11 protein-coding genes are annotated in these 15,025 nt (G+C 71.0%); 4 read left to right on the forward strand and 7 right to left on the reverse strand.

The window, feature by feature from the left end; all coding sequences use genetic code 11:
- Positions 1 to 2 precede the first annotated feature (2 nt).
- The 4 genes from BMX97_RS24635 to gyrA all read right to left on the reverse strand — a co-directional run bounded on the left by BMX97_RS24635 (position 3) and on the right by gyrA (position 7,589).
- Positions 3 to 2,045 (reverse strand): NADH:flavin oxidoreductase, encoded by a 2,043-nt coding sequence (locus BMX97_RS24635; protein WP_091753851.1) that lies wholly within the window; start codon positions 2,043 to 2,045, stop codon positions 3 to 5.
- A gap of 94 nt (positions 2,046 to 2,139) precedes the next feature.
- Positions 2,140 to 3,285, reverse strand: coding sequence for an FAD-binding oxidoreductase (locus BMX97_RS24640; protein WP_091753852.1), 1,146 nt, complete (start codon positions 3,283 to 3,285; stop codon positions 2,140 to 2,142).
- Between the two features lie 2 nt (positions 3,286 to 3,287).
- Positions 3,288 to 4,547: an aromatic ring-hydroxylating oxygenase subunit alpha gene (locus tag BMX97_RS24645; RefSeq protein ID WP_091753853.1), complete on the reverse strand. Its 1,260-nt coding sequence runs from the start codon at positions 4,545 to 4,547 to the stop codon at positions 3,288 to 3,290.
- Between the two features lie 282 nt (positions 4,548 to 4,829).
- Complete coding sequence (gene gyrA, locus BMX97_RS24650) at positions 4,830 to 7,589, reverse strand: DNA gyrase subunit A (RefSeq protein ID WP_060848983.1); 2,760 nt, start codon at positions 7,587 to 7,589, stop codon at positions 4,830 to 4,832.
- A 317-nt stretch (positions 7,590 to 7,906) separates the two neighbouring features.
- Between gyrA and BMX97_RS24655 the strand changes: the two genes are divergently transcribed.
- A complete protein-coding gene (locus tag BMX97_RS24655; RefSeq protein ID WP_091753854.1) occupies positions 7,907 to 9,133 on the forward strand; it encodes an MFS transporter in 1,227 nt (408 codons plus the stop codon).
- A 69-nt stretch (positions 9,134 to 9,202) separates the two neighbouring features.
- Here BMX97_RS24655 and BMX97_RS33155 read toward each other — a convergent pair whose 3' ends face one another.
- Positions 9,203 to 9,625, reverse strand: coding sequence for a DUF2934 domain-containing protein (locus tag BMX97_RS33155; RefSeq protein WP_177202342.1), 423 nt, complete (start codon positions 9,623 to 9,625; stop codon positions 9,203 to 9,205).
- A gap of 349 nt (positions 9,626 to 9,974) precedes the next feature.
- Here BMX97_RS33155 and BMX97_RS24665 point away from each other — a divergent pair, with 349 nt between their 5' ends.
- Positions 9,975 to 10,922 carry a metal ABC transporter solute-binding protein, Zn/Mn family gene (locus tag BMX97_RS24665; RefSeq protein WP_091753855.1) on the forward strand — a complete coding sequence of 316 codons (948 nt, stop codon included), beginning with the start codon at positions 9,975 to 9,977 and terminating at the stop codon, positions 10,920 to 10,922.
- A 45-nt stretch (positions 10,923 to 10,967) separates the two neighbouring features.
- Here BMX97_RS24665 and BMX97_RS24670 read toward each other — a convergent pair whose 3' ends face one another.
- Together BMX97_RS24670 and BMX97_RS24675 are read right to left on the reverse strand one after the other, a co-directional pair.
- Positions 10,968 to 12,251, reverse strand: coding sequence for an ArgE/DapE family deacylase (locus tag BMX97_RS24670; protein ID WP_091753856.1), 1,284 nt, complete (start codon positions 12,249 to 12,251; stop codon positions 10,968 to 10,970).
- Between the two features lie 139 nt (positions 12,252 to 12,390).
- Positions 12,391 to 13,962: a GMC oxidoreductase gene (locus BMX97_RS24675; RefSeq protein WP_091753857.1), complete on the reverse strand. Its 1,572-nt coding sequence runs from the start codon at positions 13,960 to 13,962 to the stop codon at positions 12,391 to 12,393.
- 147 nt (positions 13,963 to 14,109) lie between these two features.
- Between BMX97_RS24675 and BMX97_RS24680 the strand changes: the two genes are divergently transcribed.
- A complete protein-coding gene (locus BMX97_RS24680; protein WP_091753858.1) occupies positions 14,110 to 14,580 on the forward strand; it encodes a DoxX family protein in 471 nt (156 codons plus the stop codon).
- Entirely contained in the window at positions 14,577 to 15,023 is a 447-nt protein-coding gene (locus BMX97_RS24685) for a cupin domain-containing protein (RefSeq protein ID WP_091753859.1), read from the forward strand. The genes BMX97_RS24680 and BMX97_RS24685 overlap by 4 nt, the downstream gene beginning before the upstream one ends.
- Positions 15,024 to 15,025 lie beyond the last annotated feature (2 nt).

The raw sequence follows: 15,025 nt of genomic DNA on the forward strand, positions 1-15,025 counted from the left end.
CGTCAGAGGTCCTTGCACAGCCTCAGGGCGTCGTAGATCGCCGCATGGATGTTGCGGCCGGCCACCGCGTCGCCGATCCGGTACAGGGCGTAGCCCTGGGACAGGTCGTAGGGCTGGGGCTCGCCGCGCAGCATCGCGTCCTGGTCGGTCTGGCCGCGATTGACGGACGAGGCCTTCAGCGCCCGGTAGAGTTCGTCCACCGGCAGGGTGCCGTGATCGACCACGATCCGGTCGACGAGGCGCTCCTCCTCGGCATCCGTCATGGTGTTGCGCAAAGCCGCGACGAAGCGGTTGCCCTCGGGGTAGATCTCGATCAGCTCCATGTTCGGCGTCATCACGACGCCGAGCTTGTAGAGCTCGCGCAGGTGGATCGGCTGGTTGGTGGTGCCGACCTCCTCGGCCACCATCCGGTCGTGGGTGGCGACCTCGACGAGGCAGCCGCGCTTGGCGAGAAGCTCGGCCACCGACGAGGCGTTGTGCTGGCCCATCTCGTCGTAGAGCAGGACCGAGCCGGTCGGCTCGACCGCGCCCGACAGCACCTCGGCGGTGGTGACCGCGTGCTGCCCGGCGCCCTTGGCGTGGCCGCGGAACGGGGTGCCGCCGGTCGCCACGATGACGACGTCGGGTTTCTCGGCGAGGACCGCCGCCTCGGTCGCCTCGGTGTTGAGCCGCAGGTCCACCCCGAGCTTCGTGACCTGCGCGACGAGCCAGCGCGGGATGCCCGACATCGCCTCGCGCCAGCCGGCCTTGGCCGCGAGCCCGATCTGGCCGCCGGCCTGGCCGCTCTTCTCGAACAGCAGCACGGCATGGCCGCGCTCGGCGCAGACCCGGGCCGCCTCGAGCCCGCCGGGCCCGGCGCCGATCACCACGACGCGCCGGCGCACATCCGCCTTGCGGATCTCGTGCGGCATCGTCGCCTCGCGGCCGGTGGCGGCGTTCTGGATGCAGAGCGCGTCGCCGCCGACATAGATCCGGTCGATGCAATAGCCCGCACCCACGCATTGGCGGATGTCGTCGGCCCGCCCCTCGGAGAGCTTCTTCACCAGATGCGGGTCGGCGATGTGGGCGCGGGTCATCGCCACCATGTCGACATGGCCGTCGGCGACGGCGCGGGCCGCGGTGGCGAGATCGGTGACGCGCTGGGCATGGAACACCGGCACGTCGACCTCGCGCTTGATCGCGCTCGGCAGGAACAGGAACGGCGCCACCGGGAACGACATGTTGGGCAGCGAGATCGCATGGGCGATGTGGTCGCGCGCCTGGCCGCCGAGCACGTTGAGGAAGTCGACGAGGCCGCGCCTGGCGTACTCGGTGGCGATCGCCAGGCAATCCTCCTGGCTGAGGCCGTCGGCGATCATCTCGTCGCCGGACATGCGGATGCCGATGACGTAGTCGTCGCCGGCCTCGGCCCGCATCGCCTCCAGCACCTCGATGCCGAAGCGCATCCGGTTCTCCAGGCTGCCGCCGTACTTGTCGGTGCGCTGGTTGACGCTGGGCGACCAGAACTGGTCGATCAGGTGGCCGTGCGCCGCCGAGACCTCGCAGCCGTCGAGCCCGCCCTCGCGGCAGCGGCGCGCGGCCTGCGCGAAGCTCTTCACCACCCGGGCGATGTCCTCCTCCTCCATCTCCTTGGGGATGGTCCGGGAGGCCGGCTCGCGCCGGGGCGAGGGCGAGACCGTGGGGAGCCAGTGCTCGGTGTCCCACTTGGTGCGCCGGCCCATATGGGTGAGCTGGATCATCAGCTTGCCGCCGTGCTCGTGCACCCGGTCGGCGAACTGGCGGAAATACGGGATCACCGAATCGTCGGCGACCGAGATCTGGTTCCAGGGCGCGGCCGGGCTGTCGGGCGCGACCGAGGACGAGCCGCCGAACATGGTGAGCCCGATGCCGCCCTTCGCCTTCTCGGCGTGGTAGAGCTGGTAGCGCTCCTGCGGCTTGCCGTCTCGGCCGTAGCCCGGCGCGTGGCTGGTGGACATCACCCGGTTGCGGATGGTGAGGCCCTTGATGGTGAGGGGCTTCAGAAGCGCGTCGGCATTGGCGATCACGGGACGACTCCCGAAGGCTCTGGCGAGGAATTTTGGGCGAGGAACGGGAGCTCGCGGCGGGGAACGGGGCGCGGCGCGGGCCGGCACCCGCCCCTCAGCGCTCGACGACGAGATCGCTCGTGGGCTTGGAGCAGCACAGCAGCGCCATGCCGGCGTCGATCTCGCGCTGGCGGATGCCGCCCGCATGGGCCATCACAACCGTGCCGGAGGTGACCTTGGACTTGCAGGTGCCGCACAGGCCCTTGGCGCAGGACGAGGGCAGCCGGATCCCGGCCCTGCGGGCGGCGTCGAGCACCGTCGAATCCTCCGGGCAGTCGAGCACCCGGCGGGTCTTGGCGAACTCGACCCGGAAGGTCCGGACGACCGGCGCGGCAAGCGGCTGGTCCCGGGCCTCGGCGTCGAGGGCCTGCTCGGCCTGCGCCGCCGCCGCGCGGTCGGCCTCGGGCAACGCGCCGAAGTCGAAGCTCTCCTCGTGGTGGCGGGCCATGTCGAAGCCGGCCTCGGAGAGCATCGCGCGGACCGCCGCCATGTAGGGGGCGGGACCGCAGACGAAGACCTCGCGCTCGAGGAAGTCCGGCACCGCCTCGCGCAGGATCGCCGGCGACAGCCGCCCCTTCGGTCCGGCCCACACCTCGTCGGGCGCGTCGGCCTCGCAGATCGCGTGGAGACGGAAGGCCGGGTCGAGGCGGGCCATCGTCTCCAGTTCGCCGCGGAAGACGATGTCGGCGGGCGTGCGGGCGGAGTGGACGAAGGCGACGTCGCGGCTCTCGCCGAGATCGTGGAAGGTGCGCGCCATCGCCATCATCGGGGTGACGCCGCTGCCGCCCGAGAGCAGCAGGTATTTCGGCGCCGGATGGGCAAAGCAGGTGAACTCGCCCATCGGCCCGAGCGCCCGCACGGTGTCGCCGGGCTTCAGCGCGTCGTGCAGCCAGTTCGAGACCGGCCCGCCCGGCACGCGCTTCACGGTGATCGACACGGCGTGCGGCCGGGTCGGCGCCGAGGAGAGGGTGTAGCAGCGATGAACCGTCTCGCCGCCGATCTCGAAGGCGAAGGTCAGGAACTGGCCCGGCGCGTAGGCGTAGCGCCGGGGCTCCGGCGCGGCGAGCACGAAGGTCTTCACGTCGTGCGTCTCCTGGCGCACGGCGAGGCAGACCAGGGTGTCGTCGGCCTCCGCATCCCAGGGGGTGCTGGCGGCGAGGCGCGCGGCGGCCGGTTCGCGCGGGGCGGGGGCGGACGCCATCGTCAGCGCTCGAGATGCGCGGCCATGCGGCCGACGTACCAGTTGCAGAACTTCTCGACGAGCATCTCGGTGTTGGGCGAGTAGGGACCGGGCTCGTAGGCCGGGCTCTTCACGCCCTGCTGGCAGATGCCGACGAGCTCGCTGTCCTGGTCGTTGGTGGCCTCCCAGACGCCGGTCAGGTTGGCGAGGTCGTAATCGACGCCCTCGACCGCGTCCTTGTGGACCAGCCACTTGGTGCGCAGGAGCGAGCGCTCGGCGTCGAGCGGCAACACCGAGAAGGTGACGATGTGGTCGCCGAGGAAGTGGTGCCAGGAATTCGGCTGGGTCCAGACCGACAGGCCGCCGAGCTTGGCGTTGGTGAGCGTCCCGAGCAGCTTCCTGCAGGCCGCCTTGGTGTCGAGGGTGTGGGACTCGCCCTCGCCGTCGAGCGGCAGCCGCTCGGTGCGGAAGCCCGAGATCATCGTGTCGAGCTCGTCGATCTCGCGCGAGGGCAGGCCGTCGGCCTCCCACTCGGCGTGCCGGGTCTTGAGCAGGCAGCCGTAGCGCTCGGCCTCGGCGCGGTCATGCTCGCTCATCTCCTCGGGGGCGAAGCCGAAGCCGTAGGCGAAGAGCGGCACGGTCAGCTCGGGATGGTTGCCGCCGCAATGGTAGCACTCGCGATTGTTCTCCATCGTGAGCTTCCAGTTGCCGGGCTCGATGATGTCCTTCTGGAACGCGACCTTGGTGTTCTCGATGGCGTGGGGCGCGATGTAGGGGGTGAGCCGGGCCGACATCTCGTCGAAATCCGCCGGCGGCTCGTCGGCGAGGCAGATGAACAGCAGGCCGGCGAGGGAGCGGATGTGGACCGGCTTGAGGCCGTGGCAGCCCTTCTTGAAGTCGGGCCCCATGTGGTCGGCGTGGACGAGGTCGCCGGTCAGGTCGTAGGTCCAGGAATGGTAGCGGCAGACGAGGTTGCCGACCGTCGACTTCTCCTCGTGGACGAGGCGCGCGCCGCGGTGGCGGCAGACGTTGTGGAAGGCGCGGATCTCGTTGTCGTCGTCGCGCACGATCGCCACCGAGGTGGTGCCGATATCGACCACCATGACGTCGCCGGCCTCCGGCACGTCGGGCGCGACGCCGACATAGATCCAGTGCCGGCCGAAGATGACGTCCATGTCGGCCTGGAAGATCTCCGGGCTGACGTAGAACGCGGCCGGCAGGCTGTAGCCGCGACGGCGCTCCCGCAGGAGGCGCTGCAAGGGGGTCGGCGTCACGTCGAGCATCGGTGGCCTCCGAAAGCCAATCCTGGTGCCCCGACTATCGCCGCCGTCCCCCCGCCCCGCTGCCACGCCAGCGACACTCGCTTGGCTCGCCGCGACGCCCGCCCGCGATGCCCCGGGGCGGCCTGCGGCCCCCGTCCCCGGGCGGGCCGGGGTGCGGGATCCCGTGCGGGGCGCGGGATCGACGCAGGGAGAACGAAGCCTGCAGAACGACGAACGCCGCGCCCGCAGGGACGACCCTGGCGGACGCGGCGTCGCGTCATCCTGCGCGATGGACGCCCCCGATCAGGCCTCCTCGCCCTCCCCGGCCTCGCCCTCGACATCGGCCTCCGCCTCGCCTTCGCCCTCGATGTGCTCGACCGACACCACCTTCTCGGTCTTGTCGGTGTTGAACACCGTGACGCCCTGCGAGGCGCGGCCGACGACCCGGATGTCGTCGACGGGCACGCGGATCAGCTTGCCGGCATCCGTCACCAGCATGATCTGGTCGCTGGTCTCGACCGGGAACGAGGCGACGAGGGTGCCGTTGCGGGCATTGACCTCCATCGCCTTGATGCCCTTCCCCCCGCGGCCGGAGATCCGGTACTCGAAGGACGAGGTGCGCTTGCCGAAGCCGCGCTCCGACAGGGTGAGGACGAACTGCTCCGCCGCCCCCATGGCGATGTAGCGGTCCTGGTCGAGGTCGATCGCGGCGGCGTTCTCCTCGGCCTCCGGCTCAGGCGCGGCGGGCAGCTCGATCGCCTCGCCGGTGGCGCGCCGGTCGGCGTTGGCGCGCTTGAGGTAGGCCTGGCGCTCCTCGGGCGAGGCCTCGAAGTGGCGCAGGATCGTCATCGAGATGATGCGATCGCCCTTGGCGAGGTTGATGCCGCGCACGCCGGTCGAGTCGCGTCCCTTGAACACCCGCACGTCGGTGACCGGGAAGCGGATGCACTGGCCCGCGCCGGTGGTCAGCAGCACGTCGTCGGCCTCGGTGCAGATCTCGACGTGGACGATGTGGTCGCCCTCGTCGAGCTTCATCGCGATCTTGCCGTTGCGGTTCACCTGCACGAAGTCGGACAGCTTGTTGCGCCGCACGCTGCCCGACGCCGTGGCGAACATCACGTCGAGCGTTTCCCAGGACGCCTCGTCCTCGGGCAGCGGCATGATGGTGGTGATGCGCTCCTTGCCCTGGTCGAGGGGCAGGATGTTGACGAGCGCCTTGCCGCGCGCGTTCGGCGCCGCGAGCGGCAGCCGCCACACCTTCTCCTTGTAGGCCTGGCCCTGCGAGGAGAAGAACAGCACCGGCGTGTGGGTGTTGGCGACGAAGAGGCGCGTGACGAAATCCTCGTCGCGCATCGACATGCCGGCCCGGCCCTTGCCGCCGCGGCGCTGGGCCCGGTAGGTCGAGAGCGGCACGCGCTTGATGTAGCCGGCATGCGACACGGTCACGACCATGTCCTCGCGCTGGATCAGGTCCTCGTCCTCGACGCTCGAATCCCAGTCGAGGATCTCGGTCCTGCGCGGGGTCGCGTACTCGGCCCGGACCTCGGCCAGCTCGTGCTTGACGATGCCCATGATGCGGGCGCGCGAGCGCAGGATGTCGAGGTAGTCGGCGATCTCGTCGGCGAGGCGCTTCAGCTCGTCGCCGATCTCGTCGCGGCCGAGCGCGGTCAGGCGCTGCAGGCGCAGGTCGAGGATGGCGCGGGCCTGGGTCTCGGACAGGCGGTAGGTGCCGTCCTCGCGCAGGCGGTGGCGCGGGTCGTCGACGAGCGCGATCAGCGGCGCGATGTCCTCGGCCGGCCAGTCGCGGGACATCAGGGCCTCGCGGGCCGAGTTCGGATCCGGCGAGGTGCGGATCAGCCGGATCACCTCGTCGATGTTGGCGACCGCGATGGCGAGACCGCACAAGACGTGGGCGCGCTCGCGCGCCTTGTTCAGCAGGAACTTGGTGCGGCGCGACACGACCTCCTCGCGGAAGTCGATGAAGGCCTGGATCAGGTCCTTGATGTTGAGGAGCTCGGGCCGGCCGCCGTTCAGCGCCACCATGTTGCAGCCGAAGCTCGTCTGCAGCGGGGTGTAGCGGTAGAGCTGGTTCAGGACCACGTCGGCGACGGCGTCGCGCTTCAGCTCGACGACGATGCGCATGCCGTCGCGGTCGGATTCGTCGCGCAGGTCGGCGATGCCCTCGACGCGCTTCTCGCGCACGAGGTCGGCGATCTTCTCGACCAGCGAGGCCTTGTTCACCTGATACGGGATCTCGGTGAAGATCAGCGCCTCGCGCTCCTTGCGCAGCTCCTCGATGTGGGACTTCGCCCGCATGATCACCGAGCCGCGGCCGGTCATGTAGGCCGAGCGGGTGCCCGAGCGCCCGAGGATCGCGCCGCCGGTCGGGAAATCCGGGCCCGGGATGATGTCGTTCAGGCCCTCGATCGTCAGCGCCGGGTCGTCGATGAGCGCGATGCAGCCGTCGATCACCTCGCCGAGGTTGTGCGGCGGGATGTTGGTCGCCATGCCGACCGCGATGCCGCCGGCGCCGTTGACGAGGAGGTTGGGGAAACGGGCGGGCAGGACCGCCGGCTCGTCCTTCGACTCGTCGTAGTTCGGGTTGAAGTCGACGGTGTTCTTGTCGATGTCCTCGAGGAGCGACATCGCGGGCTTGGCCAGGCGCGATTCGGTGTAGCGCATCGCCGCCGGCGGGTCGCCGTCGACCGAGCCGAAATTGCCCTGGCCGTCGACCAGCATCAGCCGCATGGCGAAGTCCTGCGCCATGCGGACGAGGGCGTCGTAGATCGATTGGTCGCCGTGCGGGTGGTACTGACCCATCACGTCGCCGACGATGCGCGCCGACTTCACGTACTTGCGGTCCGGCAGGTAGCCGTTCTCGTACATGGAGTACAGGATGCGGCGATGCACCGGCTTCAGGCCGTCGCGCGCGTCCGGCAGCGCCCGGCTGACGATGACGCTCATCGCGTAGGCCAGGTAGGACTGGCGCATCTCGTCGGTGATCGAGACGGGCTTGATGTCGGTCGCGGGCGGGGGAGCGCCGGTCGGGTCGTTCTCTGCCAAGGTCTGTCTCTCGTCGCGGCCCGCGCGGGCTCACATCTCGTTGCCGGCAGGCTTAGCCGATTTCGCCTTCGAGCACCAGCCTGAAGGGCGGGGCCGACGAACGCGGAAAACGAAGCAAATCAGCATCTTAGATGGGCGTTCCGGGGATGTTCCACAAGCCCGCACGACCCTGTGGACGAGTGTCCCGCGAAGTCGTTAGAGATTGGCAAAGGATGCGGGACGAGGAGGCCGGACGCGAGGGCCCGCCCGCGCCGGGAGGCCGCCGCCATGGACCCCGTCACCGCATGCATGCCGGGCCCGGACGGGGGACGGACCCCGTGAGCGCGCCACGGCGCTGGCCGGTGATCTCGGCCCTGGGCGTGACGCAGATCTTCGCCTGGGGCTGCAGCTACTACCTGCTGACGGTGCTCGGGCCGTCGATCGCGGCGGAGACCGGCTGGCCGCTGGCGTGGATCTTCGGCAGCCTCACCGCCGGCATGCTGGCGGCGGGCGCCGTCGCGCCGCTCGCCGGGCGGCTGATCGGGCGCCACGGCGGCCGGCCGGTGCTGGCGGTGTCGTCCGGCCTCTTCGCCGCCGGGCTGACGCTCCTGGCGGCGGCGCCGAACCTGCCGGTCTTCGCCCTCGCCTGGCTGGTGATCGGGCTCGGCATGGGGTCGGGGCTCTACGACGCGGCCTTCGCCACCCTCGGGCGGCTCTACGGGGCCGATGCCCGGCCGTCGATCACGGCGCTGACCCTGTGGGGCGGCTTCGCCAGCACGGTGTGCTGGCCGCTCTCGGCCTTCCTGCTGGCGCATCTCGGCTGGCGCGGCACCTGCCTGACCTATGCCGCCCTGCAGGTCGCCCTGTCGGTGCCGCTGATCCTCGCCCTGGTCCCGCGGGCGACGCCGCGGCCGCCCCCGGCTCCCGGCACCCGGGCCGACGTCGCCCTCGCGGCCGGGGAGCGGTCGACCTTCCTGGTGCTCGCCGCGGTGGCGACCTGCACCAGCGTCGCCACCTCGGTGATGTCGGTCCACCTGCTGACGCTGCTCCAGGACCGGGGCCTGACCCTGGCGGCGGCCGTCTCCCTCGGCACCCTGATCGGCCCGTCGCAGGTGGGCGCGCGGCTCCTCGAGGTCGCCAACCGCAGCCGCCACCACCCGATCTGGACGCTGACCGCGGCGGTCGGCCTGATGGCGCTCGGCCTCGTCCTGCTGTGGGGCGGCCTGCTCGCGCCCGGCTTGGTGCTGGTGGTCTACGGCGCCGGCAACGGACTCTACTCGATCGCCCGCGGCACCCTGCCCCTCGTCCTGTTCGGGCCCGAGCGCTACGCCGCGCTCCTCGGCCGGATCGCGAAGCCGAGCCTCGCCGCGCAGGCGCTCGCGCCCTCCGGGGCCGCCTGGCTGATCGCCCATCGCGGGGCCGACGCGACGCTGGCGGTCCTGGCGGTCCTCGCCCTGCTCGACGTCGCCCTGGTCGCGGCCCTGTGGCGCCTGCTCCGGCGCGGCGCGGCACCGGCCCGGCCGGCCCACGACGAAAAGCCCCTCCCGCAGGGCGGAAGGGGCTGAAACGCGAAGGAGCGGAAGAGCGGGACGCGCCGTGCGCCGTGCGCCGCGAAATCGATCGCGCGCTTCCCCTCAGTGGGTGGTGACGGCTTCCGCGGCGGGACGGCGCCGGCGCGGGGCGGGCTTCGCCACCGTCTCGGCCATGTCGGCCATGTCGGCCACCGCCTTCACCACCGCCTTGGCGGCGGGGGTCTCGGCCGCGGCCTTCCGGGCGGCGGGCTTGCGGGCCGCCGGCTTGCGGACAGGCTTGGCGGCGGCCTCGGTCACGGGCGCCTCCGCGGCGGGGGCTTCCACCGCGGTAACTTGCACAGCGGTAACTTGCTCGGCAGGAACTCGCGCGGTGGCGCTCTCCGGCACGGCGACGGGCGCCGCGCTCGCGCCGCGCAGCTCCTGCTCGGCCAGGGTCCAGTAATGCGCGTCGCGGCCGTCCAGGCGGCCGTCGCGCTCCCACAGGGCGTAGGCGCGCTCGCGGATGCTGGTCTCGATGTGATCCATCCCGACCTCCTCATGGTTCAGTTGAGCGGACCATCGCCAGTCATGGTTAAGGAAGACCTAACCGCCGGTCCCCGCGAGGCTTCGGCGGGACGGCGGCGGGCCGGCTCGCACCGCGCCCGCGCAACGCTCCGGCCGGCCGGTGACACCGTCCGAGCGGGAGCGGGCAGGAACGGCGTGACCCGCGCACCCTGGACGCACCGGGGCCGGCCCGTCCTCGATCCAGGTTGAGGGCGGGCCCGGCTCGGGCGCGTCCCACGAGTGTAACAATGTTGCAATTTTTGACCCACCGGCCTAGGGGGGGCGCGGAATCGAGTGGGGGAACGGTGCGATGCGTGGGGTGAGGTTCGCGATGCTGCTGCTGGCGCTGGTCCTGGGGTGGGGAGCGCCCGCCGGGGCGCAGACCGCCGGCGCCGCCCCGGCGGCAGGCGAACCCGCGAAGGCGGAGGCCGGAAAAGCGGAGACGACCCGGGTCGTGGCGACCTTCTCGATCCTCGGCGACCTCGTGCGCCAGGTCGGCGGCGAGCGGGTCGCGGTCACCACCCTGGTCGGGCCGAACGGCGACGCCCACAGCTTCGTGCCGGCCCCGGCCGACGCCCAGGCGGTGGCGGCCGCCCGCCTCGTCGTGGTCAACGGCCTCGGCTTCGAGGGCTGGATCGACCGCCTGATCAAGGCGTCGGGCACGAAGGCCACGGTCGTGGTCGCCGCCAGGGGCGTGGTCCCGATCGAGGAGGACGAGGGCGCGCAGGACCATGCCCACGCGCACGACCACGCCGTCGATCCCCATGCCTGGCAGAACGTCGCCAACGCCAAGCGCTACGTCGCGGCGATCCGCGACGGCCTCTCGGCGGCCGATCCGGCCGGCAAGGCGGTCTACGCGGCCAACGCCACGGCCTATCTGGCGCAGCTCGACGCCCTCGACGCGGAGATCCGCACCGCGCTGACGGCGATCCCCGAGGCGCGCCGGCGCATCGTCACCACCCACGACGCCTTCGGCTATTTCGCCAAGGCCTACGGCCTGCGCTTCCTCGCCCCGCAGGGGGTGTCGAGCCAGAGCGAGGCCACCGCCCGCGACGTCGCCGCCATCGTCAGGCAGGTGCGCCGCGACAGGATCCCGGCGGTCTTCCTCGAGAACGTCTCCGATCCGCGGCTGATGCAGCAGGTCGCCCGCGAGAGCGGCGCCAAGGCGGGCGGCCGGGTCTTCTCCGACGCCCTGTCCGAGCCCGGCGGCCCGGCCACGACCTATCTCGACATGATGCGCCACAACGTGCGGGAGTTCGTGGCGGCGCTGAAGGAGTGAGGGTCTCGGCGACGGAGGCTCGGCGGCCCCGTCGCCGCGTCTCGCTCAGGCGGCTTCCGTCCCGCACCATTCGGCGACGAACAACGCCATCGCGGTGGTGATGCGCTGGAGCGAGGCGAGGCTGACCCGCTCGTCGAAGCCGTGGATGTTCTCGCTCTTCGGGCCGTAGCAGAGCGCCGGCACCCGGTCGTAGAGGGCGTGGACCCGGGTATCGAGGTAGCCGGCGGTCATGAAGCTCTTCAGCGCCGCCCCCGTCGCCGCCTCGTGCGCCCGGCCGAGCACGGCCTCCGCCTCCGAGCCCTCCTCCAGCACGTAGCCCTCGGCGAAGAAGCCGTGGAAGCCGACGCTAGGCGGGCTGTTCGACAGGAAGGCGTCGTCGCGGGAGAACGCCGCCACCGCCGCCTCGATCTCGCGGGCGGCCTCCGCCGCGCTCACCCCCGGATAGAGCGCGATGCGGCAATCGATCCGGCACCAGGCCGGCACCGAGGAGGCCCAGTCGCCGCCCTCGATCCGGCCGATATTGAGGTTGATCGGATGGGCCTCGCCCTCGAAATGCGGGCGCCCGGCCTTGTCGGCGTTCCAGCGTTCCTCCAGCGCCCGCAGCGCACCGATCACCCGGTAGGCGGCGTCGATGGCGTTGGCACCGGTGCCCATCTCGCGGACATGGACCGGCCGGCCCCGGACCTCGACCCGGAACCACAGCACGCCGGTATTGGCGCGCACCAGCATCTCCTCCTCCGGCTCGGGGATCAGCACCGCGTCGGCGCGATAGCCGCGCAGGTGGGTCATCAGGGCGCCGTTGCCGGTCGATTCCTCCTCCACCACCGATTGCAGCGTCACCGTCGCGGCGGGCTGGAGGCCGATGCGCCGCAGCGCGTCGAGGACGAACAGGTTGGCGGCGTGCCCCGCCTTCATGTCGGCGCCGCCGCGGCCGTAGAGCCAGTCGCCCTCGACCACCGGCTCGAAGGCCGGGCGGGTCCAGAGGTCGGCGGGGCCCGGCGGCACCACGTCGACATGGGCCTGGAGGATCAGCGAGCGCCCGGTCTCCGCCCGCGGCCGGTGGATGCCGACGACGATCGGCGCCTCGGAATGCTCCGGGCTGAACTTGGCGCCGCCGGGATGCGCCTCGATCTGCGCCCGGTCCATGGCGAAGCGGTCCATGGCATAGCCGCGGTCGCGAAAGCTGCGAAAGACGAAATCCTGGATCGCCTGCTCGTCGCCCCGGATCGAGGGAAAGCGCATCAGAGCCTGGGTGTGGGCGATCTGCTCGGAAAAGCCGTCGGCCACGGCCGTGATGATGCGGTCGCGCAGGGCGGGGTCCAGGGGCATGCGGGGGCTCCTCTGAGGGCGCCCCCGTCATAGCCCGGGACGCGGCGCGCCACCTATGCGCGCGGTGCGCGCCGCCTTGCGCGATCCGCTCCCCCGCCTCGAACGAGAGGTGCGCGCGGGGATCCGGAAAGGGGCGGCGCTACGCCCCCAGCCGCCCGATGATGTGGTCGGCCACCCGCAGCGAGTTGGCGATGATCGTCAGGGTCGGGTTCACGGCGCCGATCGACGGGAAGAAGCTCGCATCGGTGACGTAGAGGTTGTCGAGCTCGTGCGCCTTGCAGTCGAGGTCGAGGACCGACGTCGCCGGGTCGGTGCCGAAGCGCAGGGTCCCGGCCTGGTGGGCGGTGCCGCCGATCGGCACGTCCTTGCCGAGATAGAGCGAGCGGTCGAACAGGTGCGGGTGGATCTCGAGCCTGGAGCAGAGGTCGCGCAGCTTTCCCTTAAGCCGGTGCAAAGCCTCCTCGTTGGTCTGCGTCAGGTCGAGCCGCACCTTGCCGTTCTCGTAGAAGATGCGGTTCTGCGGGATCGGCAGGTCCTCGGTGGTGAGCCAGAAATCGAGGGAATGGGCGGCGATCCAGTCGAACGGCTTTTCCGGAAACCATTGCAGGAAGCCCGGCAGGCCCTCGCCGCGGATCTGCACCCCATCCGACTTGCCGACCATCTGGATGTGTCCGAGGGGGTAATCCCAGTCGTCGGCGCCGAAGTAGAAGTCGTTGAGGCCGAGCGTCTTCTGGAACCGGGTCGGGTTCGGGGTGCGGGAGATCGCCAGCACCGTCGAGTTGTTGTGCCGCATGTAGTTGCGGCCGACCTGGCCCGACCGGTTCGCGAGCCCGTGCGGGTGGGCGTCGCTGGCCGAGCGCAGCATCAGGAGCGCCGAGGAAAGCGCGCCGCAGGCCACTACCACGATGTCGCCGGTGAACACCTCGGTCGTGTCGCCGCGCTTGACCTCGACGCCGGTGACCGTCCGGCCGGCCGGATCGGTGAGGAGCCGCTCGACGTAGGCATTGGTCATCAGCGTGAGGTTGTCGTGCGCCGCGAGCGCGGGATCGACGCAGGTGACCTGCGAATCGGCCTTGCCGTTGGTGATGCACGGATAACCGTCGAAGGCATCGCAGCGGATGCAGGCCGAGTGCGGCAGCGGCTTGCCGTCCCGCTCGTCGAGCCGCACCCCGACCGGGAGGTGGAACGGGTGATGGCCCTCGCGCTTCAGCCCGTCGAACAGCTCCTGGATCCGGGGCTCGTGGGTGATCGGCGGGTAGGCGTAGGGCTTCTTCGACGGCGGCTCGGTCGGATCCTCGCCGCGCTGGCCGTGGACGTAGTAGAGTTCCTCCGCCGCCTGGTAGTAGGGCTCGAACACGTCGTACTTCACCGGCCATTCCGGCGAGATCCCGTCCGGATGGCGGATCTGACCGAAATCCTTCTCGCGCAGGCGGAGCAGGACCGAGCCGTAGACCTTGCTGTTGCCGCCGACGAAGTAGTGCAGGCCGGGATGGAAGCTCGACCCGTCGGCGCCGTACCAGGTCTCGGGCGCCTGGTAGCGGGCATCGACGAAGACGGCCTGGCTGTCCCAGTTCTCCCGCTCGCGCGGCAGGTAGTCGCCGCGCTCGAGCAGCAGGATGCGCTTGCCGGTCTGGGCCAGCCGCCACGCCATGGTGCCGCCGCCGGGCCCCGAGCCGACGATGACGACGTCGTAGTGCCGGTTCTCGCTCATCGGCGGGTCCCCTCCGCTGCGGAAAGCCGCAGGTTGACGCAGGGCCGCTTGCCCGTGCGAGGCGGATATGGCGGGGCTGGCGCCAACGTCGACCCGCCCCACTTAGCTTTTCGCACACGCGAAACAGGGCGGCGGGGTCGGACACGGATGGCATCTCTCAGCATCGCGGTCGCCTTCGGGGTCCGGCTCCTCCTGGTGTCGCTCTTTCTGCCGTTCAGTGCCCTCGACAAGATCCTGAATTTTCGCGGGGCGGTAGGGCAGGCGAAACAGGCGGTGCACGCCACCGCCCCCGCCACGGCGCTGATTCTGGCCGGCCTGTTCGTCGAGATCGTGATGTCGCTCGGCGTCCTCACCGGCATCGCCGACCGCTTCGCCGCCTTCGTGCTCGCCGGCTATTGCGGCGTCACGGCGCTCCTGTGGAAGCAGTTCTGGAAGCCCGGCGATTTCTGGTCCGGCGGCAAGGGGCGCGAGCTTTTCTGGGATTTCTGGAAGAACCTCGCGCTCGCCGGCGGGTTTCTGCTCGTCACCTTCGGCACCGGGGCGGCGACGGTCGAGACGTTCTTCTCGCACCCCTTCGCCTCCTCGAAGCCCTACAGCGTCAGCGAGACCGCCCGATGAGCGATGCGAGCCCCACCGTCCCCTACTGGCACCTCTGGGCCGATGCGGACGGGATCAGCCACCAGACGCGTTGCGCCTTCACCGAGTTCGAGAAGAAGTCGATGTCGCCGCCGGCCCCGCCGCAATGGCAGGGGCAGAAGACCCATGACGGCGCCACGGTGTTCGTGACCGTGCAGCCCGTCGGCTGGACCGGCGACTGGCACCCGAACCCGAAGCCGCAATGGATCGTCCCGCTGTCGGGCCGCTGGTTCGTCGAATCGATGGACGGCACCCGGGTCGAGATGGGCCCGGGCGAGATCTCGTTCGGCGAGGACCAGAACGTCCGCGAGCGCGACGGCAAGACGGGCCACCGCTCCGGCACGGTCGGGGACGAGCCGGCGGTGCTGATGATCATCCAGTACGATTCGGCGCCGACCACCGGCGCGGCCTGCCGGTTCCGGTGATC

The organism is Methylobacterium sp. ap11, from assembly GCF_900110515.1.
In the GTDB taxonomy this organism is placed as follows: Bacteria; Pseudomonadota; Alphaproteobacteria; order Rhizobiales; family Beijerinckiaceae; genus Methylobacterium; species Methylobacterium ajmalii.